Genomic DNA, 13,129 nt, shown 5'->3' on the forward strand with positions numbered 1-13,129 from the left:
AGCTGGTATTTCAGGAAAATCAGTTATTCAGACGGTTTGGGGAGTAGGTTATAAAATACTATGAAGGTTCCTAAAATAAGTCGTATTTCTGTGAAACTGGGTGCGTTTTTGTTTACTATTTTTTTTCTGCTGATTTTTATTATTAGTACCGCGGTTTATTTGTTTTTTATTAATTTTTATACACAAGACACGTTGGAAGGGCTCACGGAGCGGGGTGACGCCTATGCGGAAGTGTTTAATGATCATTTCAATGAAGCTATCCTATACCATGCCGGTTTGATTGAAGGGACTTCTTCTGAAATGATTATCATTGTAGATCATGAAGGGGACATTCTGTCTGCGTCGGAAGAGGTATACCAATTAGACCCGGATTATGTAGAATCTATTCTCACCCATGGCGGTAGAGAGCATGATGCCGTCCTTTCCTCAAACTGGAAAGAAGAAGACTACTTTGTGACGCAGTCTATGACCAATCCCGATACCGAAGAAGTAAATAAAATTATTATGCTCGGTTCTACGCGTCAAGTGCAGGAAGCTGTTACTTTTCTCCAAAGTATCCTTCTTGTTGTTGGGATTGTGATGGCTGGTATAGGAGCGTTTCTTATTTTCGCGACCTCTAAAAAAATTGTCCGGCCTTTGCTGCAGACGATACATATTACAAAACAAATTTCGAAAGGAGAATACGAAAATAAACTGGAAGTGAAAGGATCAGACGAAATTTCGGAATTATCTACTTCTGTTAATCATATGTCCGATGCGATTCAACAGTATCAGCAGCAAAACAAACAGTTTTTTGCGGATATCTCCCATGAACTACGGACACCAGTGACATATTTTAAGGGGTACGTAGATGTCCTTTTATCTGATATGGTGTCCAATGAAGAAGAAAAGAAAAGATATTTACATGTTCTGCAGAATCAAAGCATTCAACTCGAACGACTGGTGCAGGACCTGTTCGACCTGTCCAGTATAGAACAGAAAGGCTTTTCTTTAGAATTATCCCGCGTGTCTTTGGAAACGATTATTATCAATTCCCTGGATTTAGTTGGTCCTTCTATCGAAGACAGTCAGATGGAGTTGTCTTATCATCCATCACCTGTCCCTTTATACGTAGATGGAGATGCGTACCGGTTACAGCAAGTTCTCGTCAATCTGCTGGAGAATGCCCAAAAGTACAGCGACAAACACACAAAAATAAAGGTGAAACTATATAAAAAAGCTAATCAAGGGATCATCTGCGTATCGGATACAGGGCCAGGGATTCCTGAAAAAGCTTTGCCTCATATTTGGGAACGTTTGTACCGTGTAGAAAAGTCGAGATCCAGAAGCACCGGTGGTTCCGGGTTGGGACTGACCATTTGTAAAAGAATCATTGAACTTCATCAGGGAGAAATATCTGTAGAAAGCAAAGAAGGAGAAGGAACCCGTTTCTATATTACACTCCCTCTATTACAGTAAGCGTGTCATCACCCATTTAAAACATAACGGTTCTTATTTACAAGGAGGGAAAAATAGCATAGAATAGGACTAGGAAATAAAACGTAATGATTACGATATGGGGGTTGGAGTATGAAAAAGATAGGCATGTCGCTTTTCGTATTAACCACAGTAGCCGCATTAAGTGCCTGTGGAGGAGAAACGAACGAGACAGAGGAAACAGAAGAAAATACGGAAGCAAACTCCGGTGAAACGGAGCCATTGAGTATTTATACCACGCTATATACATGGGAATATATGGCGAAAGAAATTGGGGGGGAGCATGTCCAGGTTGAAAACATTGTCCCTCCAGGGGCGGACTTACATAACTATGAACCGACCTCTCAAACCATGATCGATATCGCTGAAAGCGACTTATTTATTTATAATGGGGCAGGTATTGAAGGCTTTGCCGGAGCGATAAACGACACGCTGGAAGCAGAAGAGGTAGAAAGGCTGGAAGTAACGAATGGTATGAACCTTCTTTCTCACGAGGAAGATTCTCATGAAGAAGAAGGAGAAGAAGATGAGCATGGACATGAAGAAGAAGGGGGAGGAGATGAAGATCCTCACGTTTGGTTAGATCCAGTGCGAACGATAGAAGGGGCTGCTGTGATTAAAGATCAACTGGTAGCGGCCATGCCAGAACAGGAAGAGGAATTTGAAAGCAATTTTTCAGACCTTGAACAGCAATTAAATGAGCTAGATGACTCGTTTCAAACCATGGCCGAGGAAGCAGATAAAAACGAATTTATTGTTTCTCATGCCGGCTACGGGTACTGGGAAGAACGTTATGATCTGCATCAAATAGGAATCAGCGGCCTTTCCCCTTCGGATGAACCATCGCAGCGCGATATTCAAAACATTGTTTCGTTGTCAGAGGAAGAAAACATTAACCATATTATGTTTGAACAAAATATTCCATCCGGCATTGCAGAAGTGGTGCAGGAAGAAACGGGAACAGAAGCATTAAACCTTCATAATCTGGAAGCCCTAACAGAAGAAGATATTGAGAATGAAGAGGACTACTTTACCATCATGAATCAAAATATAGAAAATTTAGAGATTGCGCTCAACGAATAAATACTGTTCTAAAACGACAAACACAGGATAAACTACCTTCAAGAATAAAGATACTTCATGCGATGGCATGGTAGTATCTTTATTTTATGAAATAGTCCATGTTCGTTAGTGAAAATAGGTACTTGGATTAGTATTTCTGTACGTGTAGTAAACTATTGGTAAAACCTTCTCGGGTAGGGGTTCTAATAGAAGGACGGATCGAGTTTTTCTGTGGAGAAAGAACGACTTGAACTTCGTTACTATCCTTTCCAATGTAATAAAAAATCTTCCCATGTTTAATCAAAAAAGAAAGCCGGTCCACCGTTAGTCTAATAGGGGATAAGCTATGGGGGTTTTCAATTTTCACCTCTTTAATAGCCTGTTCTGAGTCCTGTTCTCCCTCAGGTATATGAATGCCGATAATTTTTTGTTTTCGTTTATGCATATTCATTCTCCCTTCTAAGCATATACTATCTAGAGGTAGACTTATTTAGCCTTTATTTTATTCTATACGGAAAGACCCCTCTATTTTTTTGCGATTTTTGTATCTCTCCTTACAAATATAGACAAAAGATGCTTATTCGTTTATAATTGTAAGCAAGAGAAAAAGTACACTTCAACACCAAAACCCCCTAAGTGGTCGGACACTTAGGGGGTTTTATTTGGTTGCTGTTATTGTCGTCTAATTTTTGCTCTTACCTTGCTTATACAGCCAATAAGCAAATAAGTGTCCTACAATAATGACTATTATAGGAGCAATTAATTCAGAGAATAAAGTATACACTTCAACACCTCCCTTCAAACGTTATTCGTCTGAAGGATAGACGACATGAAAAAGTATATCATTTTCTAGTTTACTCCGATATTCAAACTTCATATGTTCTTTCATTTTAAAAATACAAATCATTTATATTCACATGCCTCTGTCTCTTGTAGATGGTTTTGTTTCATAAAGTTAAATATTTCTTCATGTCTTGCAAAAAACCATATAATTTTTTGTTCAAAATGGATTCGTTAGGGTAGGCTTAAAAAACTCAGTAGAAAAATGCTGAATATTAATGTTTCTACATGATCGGTTTACATGATGTTTTTATTATAGATAGATACTGTATTAAAATTTATAACTTTTTTACAAATTGGAAAAGGAGAGAAGATGCTTTGATCAGCATTTTCTCTCCTTTTTATTCCGTTAGATACTGATAAGTTGGATTATGTTAATAATCAAGAGAAGAGGAGCTCTTAAGGTGCTTTGCTTTTCATTTAAGTTATTTTTGAATGGTTTGTGTTCCCACCATCGCAAAATAGTCCCCTTCTAACCCTGTGTATACCACACGTTTGAAATGCGCCTGAAAACCGGCTAATGCGAGCATTTCCTCCCATTCAGGCATGGAAAATAAGCCTGATTCCACCTGGTCGTGCTCCCTGAAAATCTGTCCATTTTCATCGCGCATGATATAGGTGTATTCGGTCTCCGTCACATTATCGGCTGGGTCGCTGTCGTAGGTCCATTCCAAATACCGCATTCCGCTTTTGCCTTGATCGTTCCCGCCGTGCTCTGTTCCGGGGCGGAATGTTTCAGTGAATTGGTCCGTCATAATCATCAGAATTCCGTTTTCATTCAAATGCTTCTTCGCATTGCGCATCACTTCAAGCAAATCTGCCTTATCGGTGAAATGCATAATCGCATCGTGAATAAACACGAGGTCAAACTGCAAATCCAGATTCAAGCTCTTCATATCCCCTTGGATATGTTCGCAGTCAGCATTCAATTTCCGGCTGACTTCCAGCATTTCCGGCGATAGATCCGTCAACGTCATGGAAAAATGCGACTTCATATAATAGGCGTTGCTGCCGCCGCCGGAACCGAACTCCACTGCCCTTTTGACCTCCGGATGAAAGCACTGGATAATTTCCAGGTAAAGTCCGGCTTCTTCCTCGTATTCTGTATGTGGAGACATCAACGGCCACCATTCCGCCAATTCTTTGTATAATTTCATCGTTCACTCCTCCGCCTTTACATTTAAAGAATGGAAAGATAAAACGTTCACCGTTACTCATTCTTATTATATAATAATTTATCAGAAATTTTAGTTATTTTACAGTTAATTTCATAAATCGTCCTTTAAATATGAAGTAAAAATGATGTCAATGACGTTTTATTGGGAGTGCCTACATAGAAAGACCTTCGCCATTCACAAAAGTACAAATTTAGAAACGATTAGAATATGGTTAAAAAGAATCGTTATGAACGTCCGTAGTCCGTATATGTTGTAAATAAATTTACGGTTGTTTTTATTTTGCTTCCACATTTACGAACGAGGATAATATATTTTTTATTTTTATGTAGTTACTTTGATTTAGTAAGGTTTCACTGTTTTTCCTAATTTTTTGAAAAATTTCTGTAGGTCATTTGATCCAATTTGAACAAATGTTAAGGTTAATAGAGATTACTCTTGTTATACGGGAGGTGGTAGCGTGGACGGTATTACTTTGTTCTTCATTGCGCTGATCATTTTTGTGGCAGGCTTTACTGGATTGGCCATTTACTCGCAGATAAAAGAATATCAGTTAAAAAAGCTTAAAATATTGAATGAAAAGCAATCAAACGATGCAGAATAGTTGCTGCAGGGTTATTTTAGATGAATTTAAAAATCATATGTAACAAAAACAAAGGCCGTGGTATGTATGATTAAAAACAATTCCTCTATGACTGACAAACTAGATACTACACTCAATCAAATCAATGAAGTTTCTTTTATGAAATTAATAGTATTCATCATTCCGATCTCTATGTTTTCAACGTTCGTCTATTTATTTTCCGGTGATGTGTTCACCTTAATTATGTATACTTTTTTTGAGTAATAAAAAATGAATACGTAAAAAAAGTCATGCCTGAAAAACAAAGGCATGACTTTTTTAGAGTGTCGAGAAACTACTTCATTTAGCATGTCTATACATAGTGCTGTTTTTAAATAAGAAAGCTATCAACTTTATTTTATATATCGATGCTCTCGCAGATTGTTCAAACTGGTGATTTCCTGTAATAATTTTTCGCCGGTATTCGTTTCTTTCACTTTTTTCCGCTCTACTTCTTTATCCACGAGTCTTTTTACAGACAAGACGTCTGTTTCCTTGTTTAAAACGTCTTCTTTTGAATTAAACAGTTGATGGGCGACGAGCTGCATGCCGTAAGAATTGTATAAGAGTGTGTATCCGGCTATTCCTGTAGTGGATTGATACGCTTTTGAGAATCCGCCATCGATGACGATCATCTTCCCATTCGCTTTGATCGGATCTTCCCCGTCAATTTCCTTCACCGGTGTATGCCCATTGATAATCCGGCCCTGATCGGGATTGAGATCAAACTCAGCGAGCATTCTCCGGCACATCTCCTCATCTTCACGTAAATAATAATAAGGATTCTTTCTTTCTTTATGCGTTTCTTTTTCTTTAATAAAATACCGCTCAAAAGTGGTCATTTCTCTTTTTCCAAAGAGGGAGGAGTTTTCTCCGGTCCACAGGTACCAAATCATATCAGTTGCAAAGTCATCGGTGTCTTCTGGATGGGCAAAGGCATATCGCACATAACGCTCAAACACATCCAACAGCTCACGGCCTGCATAAGTGGTGTCTTCAATCTCCATTTTTTTCATATTTCCGTTTTCTTCTAAAGGAATGCAGCCATGTATCAGTAAATTTCCGTTATATTTTAAATAAAGGCTGCCTTTTTTCATAAGAAAGTTCATATGTCTGGTCAGCTTCTCTGAATGCTGAATAGAGAAGAGCAGTTTATCAATCACCTGCTGTTCTTCTTCTAGTAATTCAGCAGGCTGCTCCGGATCGATCGTTGCAAAACAGCTGTTTTGCAGCGAATACGTCTTCCCGTGAAGGGTCACTTCCTTTTTTTCATAATTTACTTTCTCAAGCAGCAGCCGATCTTCCATATTTAAACAGGGGCGCCTTTTAATGATCGGACTTTCCAATTTAAATTGGATGATGGAAATTGCTTGATGAATCTTAGTGATTTGCAGCTGTTCCTGCTCGGTTAATTTGTCATCGGAAGTACGTTTCGGATGAAAAACAGCATTATCGTCATAGTATTTCTCCGCCAGATTCAGAAGCGGCCGCAGATTGATGCCATATACATCTTCAATAATATCAAGGTTGTTGTAACGCGCGCAGATGCGGATGATATTCGCCAGACAGACTTTAGAACCTGCAAAAGCGCCTAACCATAGAACGTCATGGTTCCCCCACTGAATGTCTACAGAATGATAATGGATGAGCGTATCCATAATTTTATGCGGGTCCGGCCCCCGGTCATAAATGTCCCCGACCACATGAAGATGATCGACCACCAATCGCTGCGTAGTGTAGGCGAGGCCGACAATCAATTTATCGGCCTGTCCCAGGGAAATGATGCGTTCGAGCATTTTCTCATAATACTCTTTTTTATTTTGAAACTCATCCGTTTTATATAATAATTCTTCAATAATATAAACAAACTGTTTAGGAAGGGCTTTACGTAATTTCGACCGTGTGTATTTGGAAGAAGCGTAGGACACAAGCTTGAGCATATGCTCGATGCTGTCTATGTACCATTCCCGCAGCTCCTGTTTACTGCCCAAATTACTTTTTACTAACTGCAGCTTCTCTTCCGGATAATAGATCAGTGTCGCGAATTCATTGATCTCCCATTCCTGTAATTCCTCTTTGAACAGGTCCTTGATTTTCATTTTCACATTTCCAGATCCGTTCCGCAGCACATGTTGAAACGCCTGGTACTCGCCGTGCAGATCGCTCACAAAGTGTTCCGTTCCCTTGGGCAGATCAAGTATGGCTTCCAGATTAATGATTTCAGTGGCTACTTTTTCTTCACTTTCATATTTTTGTGCCAGCAGATCTAAATACTTTAAATTTAACATCATGAAATCCCCTTTCAACCGTTATACTTGAACTTCCAATAAAGGAAAATCCTGTTTTATTATATAAATTCATTATACCTTATTGTTCAAATAGAAGCTTAATTCATATCTAATCTGCTTACTAGATGTGGAGTGTTTATAAGAAAGGGAAGGCGAGGATGGTTATTAGTAAATCCCTTCTCTTTTTTTCATTTCTGCTAATCTTTTTAAAAACCTTTAAACGTCCGAAAAAATATAAAAATAAAAAATGAACGAAATGCTGTTGTTAATCGTACTAACTATGAAAAGCCGGGGAAGGGGTGACGTTATGGATGAAACGGAAGAACGAATAAAGCGCGCTAAAAAAGGCGATGACGAAGCGCTGGCAGCTGTTTTGCTTGAGCAGTATGATTTTGTCTATCACTACCTTCTGAAGCTGACCATGCATCCGGCGCTGGCTGAAGACATCACGCAGGAAACGATGATCAAAGCAATCGAACGCATTAATCAATACAATCCAAAGAAAGCAAAGTTATCAACCTGGCTGATACAGATCGGGACAAACCTATGGATCGATGAAAAAAGAAGACAGACAAGAGCAAAAAAATTCACGAACCAAAATCAGCTCGAATGGCAGCTCCGTCACGAATCATCCGATGATTGGCTGACTGTCACCACCGCACTGGACACATTAAAAGAAATACACCGAATTCCTGTTATTTTAAAGCATTACTATGGATACGGTTACGAAGACATCGCCAAAATCTGTAATGTCCCGACAGGAACCGTGAAATCACGACTCAATATTGCTCTTAAACGTCTTAGAGAGGAGCTTTCCCATGAAGGAAAATGAAGTAAAAGACCGGTTGAAACGATCTCTGTCGACGATTGAACAATCCAGTCCAAATGAAAAGCCGACATTAAACGAGATGATGACCCAGGTCAAGCGGACCCGCCAAAAACAAAAAAAAGAACTGTATATTTTTTTCATCATCGCTCTTGTTTTTATTACAAGTATTGTTTTACTTATGGCAAACGAGCCTCTGTTGTTCGCAGGATTTCAAGTGATTGCGACGGTAATAGCGATTGGATTTTTAATTGTGGGGAGGAGGCTGCAGCATGAGTGAACTTCAGGAAATTCCATTATGGCTGTATGTCCTGATATTCTTCTTTTTGTTTATACAAAGTACATTTCTGTTTATTCACAGCCGCAGGAATGGCCATTTACGCTGGTTCTGGGGAATCTGGGGCATGCTGAACGTGCCAACGCCGCTCATCGTATATCTCATTTATATTAAATGTATTGTTCCATACAGAGAAAGGAAGTTTGCAGATAATGAATGATCTATTTATTCTCCTTTTGCCCATTATAGTCATAGACCTTTTATTAAAGGTTACAGCACTTATTGATCTTTTCCGGGGCCCGCAGGCAGGCGGACAGAAGTGGATATGGGCCCTTGTCATCTTATTCGTGAGCACATTCGGACCGATTATTTATTTCCTTTTCGGCCGTTCGAAAGGAGCCTCATCCAATGATTAGTGTAGAAAACCTTTCGAAGAACATTTCAGGTAAAGAAATTATTAAGCATATTACTTTCAGTCTGCGGCCGAATAAGATTACGGCCCTTCTCGGTATGAATGGGGCAGGGAAAACCACAACCCTCCATATGCTTGCTGCTATTATGAAGCCGAGTAATGGGCAGATTATAATGCATGATGCAGTCCGAGACGTGCGCAGCGAAATCGGCTTCCTGCCCCAGTACCCAACATTTCATGACTGGATGAAGGCTGGAGAATACGTAACGATGGCAGGGGAACTTGGCGGGTTATCGCATTCAGAAGCTGTTGAGCGGACAGAGACAGTACTTCTGCAGACTGGTCTCAAGGAAAATACCAATCGGAGAATTTCAACATTTTCCGGAGGCATGAAACAAAGGCTCGGCATTGCGCAGGCGATCATTCACCAGCCCAGACTTTTACTATTGGATGAGCCGATGTCAGCGCTTGATCCGCAAGGAAGAAAAGATGTTATTCTGCTGCTTGCTGAATTAAAGAAGACCACCACTATTTTATACTCTACCCATATTTTACATGATGCAGAGCAAATTGCGGATGACGTTATTATGATGAACAAAGGGGAAATAGCAGCCTTTGAAAGGTTGGATAAGCTCATGAGCAGGCCGTCGAATCGAACGTTTACCGTTCAGGCGGAGGTGCCGCTGGATGATTGGGGCGGAAACCTGCGGAATCGTTATCCGGATTGGACCATTCGAATCAGAAAAACGCAGGCAGATATAGAAGGGCCTTTAGCAGAAAGCATCATGCAGGCAAAAGTAATGGAGAGCCTCATAGAAAATCGAATAACCGTCCGACGTTTGATTGCCGGAAACCAGTCATTGGATGAATTATTCCGCGAGGTGATGGAACGTGTTTAACGTTTTATTAAGAAAAGAACTGCTGGAAACGTTTCGCAGCTACCGCTGGTTATGGCTTCCTGTTTTTTTCATAGGACTGGCGATTATGCAGCCTGTTTCAAGCTTTTATATGGAGGATATTCTTGAACAGTTTGGCGGCCTGCCGGAAAATACCCTCATTACTATCCCGACCCCAACCGCTGAGCAGGTGTACAGCGAAACACTGGGCCAGTTTACGCAGATTGGCACATTTATCCTTGTCCTGGCGTTTATGGGAAGTGTAAGCAGCGAGCGTAAGAGTGGGGAAGCCTTACTTATCCTAAGTAAACCAACGAACTATTACGCCTATTGGTTCTCGAAGTGGTTGTCAGCATTAGGGATAACGACAGTAAGTTATTTAATAGGTATTGCTGCCGCGCTGTATTATATCACTACGTTGTTTGAACAGCTGCCAGCCGGAGAGATTCTCTATTCGGCATTTGTCTACTGGATATGGCTCGTATTTGTCGTGACGACAGCACTTGTTTGGAGTACAGTGAGCAGACATACGAGTGTGGCTGCCGCTGGGGCACTGATTACCCTGCTTCTACTCACTCTTACGGCTTCGATGTTTGGAGAATTAACGTCGTGGACGCCAGGAGTTCTGCCGGCAGCTGCAGCGGATATAAAAGCGGATATCGTTATCGCTCCGATTGTAGTGAGTGCCGCACTGACAGTTGTACTCATCGCAGCTTCTGTAAGCTATATGAAAAAAACGGACTGGCTAGCGTAAATGATCTCAAGATTCTAACGTTGATAGAAATAAATCTATTAAAAGCTCAATGAAATCCGAGGGAGTGAGCACCAGCCAAATACCTATGTGGAGCATTAATAATACAAGGAGGACCACTGCATATAGGAGCAGCATCAGAGAGGTTCCCGTTTTGCGGTCTGAAAGGTAGTATGTAACTAACATAAACGAACGATAGGTATAGAAAATGACAGCGAGAAAAAACAACAGGGCTCCGAGCTGTGTTGAAATAGGCCGTAATGCTTCCAGATAGGAATAAAAGGAAAACCCAAGATTATAAAAAAAGATGGATGGAATAAGAAGTGTTGTCACATCGCTTACTATTTTTGGGGTGCTTCTTTTAGTCCCTGAGTACTTATTGCTGATCCAGCGGATAATATAAATATTTAAAAGAACAGCTGGAATACTTACAATAAATAAATACTGTCCCAAAATGTACACAACTATTCCAAGACTTTCATAATCAGAAAAAAAGGCTGTCATAATGATCAGGTTTCCAACAAGCAGAACGGAGACAGTTATAAGGAGAAGCACGAACAGGAGAGAGAGATTGTCTTTAACTGTAAACTGCTGATCTTTTTTTATATTTTTCCCGGGTGCGCATAAAGCGTTTATAATAAAAGACCTCTTAGTTATTTTATTCTTACCGGATTCCGTCATCATAGCTCCTTTTTAACTGTAATGGGATGATCATAAATGATCTGAAATTAAAAATAGAAGAGCTGCCTGCCGGTTTCTTTATTAATCTACTATTGTTTCTATTCGATGACCGTCATATAATTCCTTTCGAAGATAAATTATTTTCCATTATTTAGTTGACTTGATCACTCATAGAGATCTATAGTGAGGTAAACGAATGGTGGTTTGGATGAAGCGAAAATCTGGTGCTTTTCCACAAAGAGAAGAAATACTGACAATGATTTCAGAACCTAAAACAGCAAAAAGGATCTTTAATAACCTTTTAGGCGGTCTTGCTATTTTTCTGTTTGGCGTTGGTTTTCTCATATTAAGCGGGCTTCTTGTGTACAACTGGTTGAGCGGATATATCCTTACTTTTAATTCTGCGACCCCATCCGGCCGGAATGGGACCTGGTTAGCAAACCTGGTGGGAAACGATCTTCTCTACATCATTCTATTTCTAGTTGCTGTACTTGGCGGCGGCTGTGCTGTTCTCGCAGGCGTGGCGATGCTTTCCTACCCATTTTCCAAGCTGCCGGCAGCGGCTGTGTACCCAGACCGTATTGTTTATAAGCTGAGTCGGAAACCCGGGGAAACCGTAGATTGGAAAGCAATAGAGACTATTATTATCGAAAATTATATACATGTAATTGGATCTAATAAAGCACAAAGCAGCATTCATCTTTATCTGGCTCGAACGAACGCAGGTCCAGTCTGTATCAAAATTCAGGACAACGAAGGAATCACCCGGCTGCTGCAGAAAGCCTGCAGCCTTAAGATACCGATCCGTTTTGTCACGCTGGATGCAAGGAGGAACCGTTCTGCTTTTCCACTGGACTACGATGATTACCGTTATATATTTGCAAAGCAGGCAAAACCCATTCCCTTCATGGAAACCTCCCATGTGGAGGATTATATGGACAGCAGTAGTCTTTTGTTTAACGACCTCCCTTATTTCCACATAGAACACTATGATCAGTATAGAACACAAGAAGAAGGAGTCCCTGTTTTGCTGGGTGCACGGTAATACGTGAAAAATAAAAACAATGCCCGTAACGTCACTTAAGACGCTGCGGGCATTGTTTATATGTGTGTCTTTTGTTTCAGTGTAGTAATGACTTCCTCCATGAAAATAAAAAAGATCGTTCTCGTTTTTTCAAACGCCAACAGCTCATTGTTTTGAGAAAAGGGGGAGAGGTGAAAAATATAATCCGCTTTAGAGTCGCGTGTATTTATATATTCTTCCAGTATAAGCATGGTCCGGGCATTTTTTTCCTTGACCGCATGAAAGAGGTTCTCAAAAGAAGCAAATTTTCCTGTAACCGAAAAAACAATTAACAGCGTACCGTTATCCGCTAAACGCTCGGCGTAGTCTTCATCGTGGGTAACAAAAATATTCTTATCGGTGACGGCTGCAAGCTTGTAGGCAAAATATTCAGCGCTGATATAGGAAGGTCCCAGTCCAAATAAAATGATTTTCTTGAAATTCGTAAATACAGATAGAAACTCATCGACTGCTGCCGGGTCATAGCTTTCCAGAAATTGAAGCAGCCGTCCTATTTCGCTGGATCCTGTTGGAATAAGTGCGGGAGCTTCTTCCCGGCCGCTGAAATACAGCTTGTACTGTTTAAAGCCGGCAAAGCCCAATTTTCTCACAAGCTTGGATACTTTGGAAGGGGACACACCGCCTAATTCGGCCGCATCTATGATCTTCAGCTTTTCATTCTGCCTGAGAGACTGCACCAATAAATGATGCAGTTCCTTTTCTAATGAGGTTAAATGATCGGTTCGTAAATTTAACATGT

At 40.3% G+C, this 13,129-nt stretch carries 17 protein-coding genes; 12 read left to right on the forward strand and 5 right to left on the reverse strand.

Annotated features, from left to right (window positions below; all coding sequences use genetic code 11):
* Positions 1-60: 60 nt before the first annotated feature.
* Positions 61-1,458 carry a sensor histidine kinase gene (locus AC5W14_RS10265; RefSeq protein ID WP_496194326.1) on the forward strand — a complete coding sequence of 466 codons (1,398 nt, stop codon included), beginning with the start codon at positions 61-63 and terminating at the stop codon, positions 1,456-1,458.
* Between the two features lie 111 nt (positions 1,459-1,569).
* Positions 1,570-2,559, forward strand: a complete 990-nt coding sequence (locus AC5W14_RS10270) for a metal ABC transporter solute-binding protein, Zn/Mn family (RefSeq protein ID WP_496194327.1) — start codon at positions 1,570-1,572, stop codon at positions 2,557-2,559.
* Between the two features lie 127 nt (positions 2,560-2,686).
* Here AC5W14_RS10270 and AC5W14_RS10275 read toward each other — a convergent pair whose 3' ends face one another.
* Complete coding sequence (locus AC5W14_RS10275; protein ID WP_496194328.1) at positions 2,687-2,983, reverse strand: hypothetical protein; 297 nt, start codon at positions 2,981-2,983, stop codon at positions 2,687-2,689.
* Between the two features lie 820 nt (positions 2,984-3,803).
* A complete protein-coding gene (locus AC5W14_RS10280) occupies positions 3,804-4,535 on the reverse strand; it encodes a class I SAM-dependent methyltransferase (RefSeq protein WP_496058009.1) in 732 nt (243 codons plus the stop codon).
* 478 nt (positions 4,536-5,013) lie between these two features.
* Here AC5W14_RS10280 and AC5W14_RS10285 point away from each other — a divergent pair, with 478 nt between their 5' ends.
* Both AC5W14_RS10285 and AC5W14_RS10290 read left to right on the forward strand, forming a co-directional pair.
* On the forward strand, positions 5,014-5,157 hold the full coding sequence (locus tag AC5W14_RS10285) for a hypothetical protein (RefSeq protein WP_496058008.1): 144 nt from the start codon (positions 5,014-5,016) through the stop codon (positions 5,155-5,157).
* Positions 5,158-5,244: 87 nt separating this feature from the next.
* Positions 5,245-5,400, forward strand: coding sequence for a hypothetical protein (locus AC5W14_RS10290; protein ID WP_496194329.1), 156 nt, complete (start codon positions 5,245-5,247; stop codon positions 5,398-5,400).
* A 128-nt stretch (positions 5,401-5,528) separates the two neighbouring features.
* On the opposite strand, the gene AC5W14_RS10295 is transcribed toward AC5W14_RS10290, so the two are convergent.
* Entirely contained in the window at positions 5,529-7,463 is a 1,935-nt protein-coding gene (locus tag AC5W14_RS10295) for a fructose-1,6-bisphosphatase (RefSeq protein WP_496194330.1), read from the reverse strand.
* Between the two features lie 307 nt (positions 7,464-7,770).
* On the opposite strand from AC5W14_RS10295, the gene sigY reads away from it, so the two are divergent.
* Genes sigY through AC5W14_RS10325 form a run of 6 tightly spaced genes read left to right on the forward strand, consistent with a single transcriptional unit; the run spans position 7,771 to position 10,628 of the window.
* Entirely contained in the window at positions 7,771-8,295 is a 525-nt protein-coding gene (sigY, locus tag AC5W14_RS10300) for an RNA polymerase sigma factor SigY (protein ID WP_496058006.1), read from the forward strand.
* On the forward strand, positions 8,282-8,569 hold the full coding sequence (locus AC5W14_RS10305) for a YxlC family protein (RefSeq protein WP_496194331.1): 288 nt from the start codon (positions 8,282-8,284) through the stop codon (positions 8,567-8,569). Before sigY ends, AC5W14_RS10305 begins: the two co-directional genes overlap by 14 nt.
* Entirely contained in the window at positions 8,562-8,786 is a 225-nt protein-coding gene (locus AC5W14_RS10310) for a hypothetical protein (protein WP_496058004.1), read from the forward strand. The genes AC5W14_RS10305 and AC5W14_RS10310 overlap by 8 nt, the downstream gene beginning before the upstream one ends.
* Positions 8,779-8,982, forward strand: a complete 204-nt coding sequence (locus AC5W14_RS10315) for a PLD nuclease N-terminal domain-containing protein (protein ID WP_496194332.1) — start codon at positions 8,779-8,781, stop codon at positions 8,980-8,982. The genes AC5W14_RS10310 and AC5W14_RS10315 overlap by 8 nt, the downstream gene beginning before the upstream one ends.
* On the forward strand, positions 8,975-9,877 hold the full coding sequence (locus AC5W14_RS10320; RefSeq protein WP_496194333.1) for an ABC transporter ATP-binding protein: 903 nt from the start codon (positions 8,975-8,977) through the stop codon (positions 9,875-9,877). The genes AC5W14_RS10315 and AC5W14_RS10320 overlap by 8 nt, the downstream gene beginning before the upstream one ends.
* Positions 9,870-10,628, forward strand: coding sequence for an ABC transporter permease (locus tag AC5W14_RS10325; RefSeq protein ID WP_496058001.1), 759 nt, complete (start codon positions 9,870-9,872; stop codon positions 10,626-10,628). The genes AC5W14_RS10320 and AC5W14_RS10325 overlap by 8 nt, the downstream gene beginning before the upstream one ends.
* Before the next feature lie 6 nt (positions 10,629-10,634).
* Here the strand turns inward: AC5W14_RS10325 and AC5W14_RS10330 are convergent, their stop codons facing one another.
* Positions 10,635-11,129, reverse strand: a complete 495-nt coding sequence (locus AC5W14_RS10330) for a hypothetical protein (protein WP_496194334.1) — start codon at positions 11,127-11,129, stop codon at positions 10,635-10,637.
* Positions 11,130-11,332: 203 nt separating this feature from the next.
* Here AC5W14_RS10330 and AC5W14_RS10335 point away from each other — a divergent pair, with 203 nt between their 5' ends.
* Together AC5W14_RS10335 and AC5W14_RS10340 are read left to right on the forward strand one after the other, a co-directional pair.
* Positions 11,333-11,461 (forward strand): hypothetical protein, encoded by a 129-nt coding sequence (locus tag AC5W14_RS10335; RefSeq protein WP_496194335.1) that lies wholly within the window; start codon positions 11,333-11,335, stop codon positions 11,459-11,461.
* A 53-nt stretch (positions 11,462-11,514) separates the two neighbouring features.
* On the forward strand, positions 11,515-12,351 hold the full coding sequence (locus tag AC5W14_RS10340) for a hypothetical protein (protein WP_496194336.1): 837 nt from the start codon (positions 11,515-11,517) through the stop codon (positions 12,349-12,351).
* 56 nt (positions 12,352-12,407) lie between these two features.
* Here AC5W14_RS10340 and AC5W14_RS10345 read toward each other — a convergent pair whose 3' ends face one another.
* Positions 12,408-13,127, reverse strand: a complete 720-nt coding sequence (locus AC5W14_RS10345; RefSeq protein WP_496194337.1) for a MurR/RpiR family transcriptional regulator — start codon at positions 13,125-13,127, stop codon at positions 12,408-12,410.
* Between the last annotated feature and the right edge of the window lie 2 nt (positions 13,128-13,129).

Source organism: Sinobaca sp. TMA16-18, assembly GCF_059510535.1.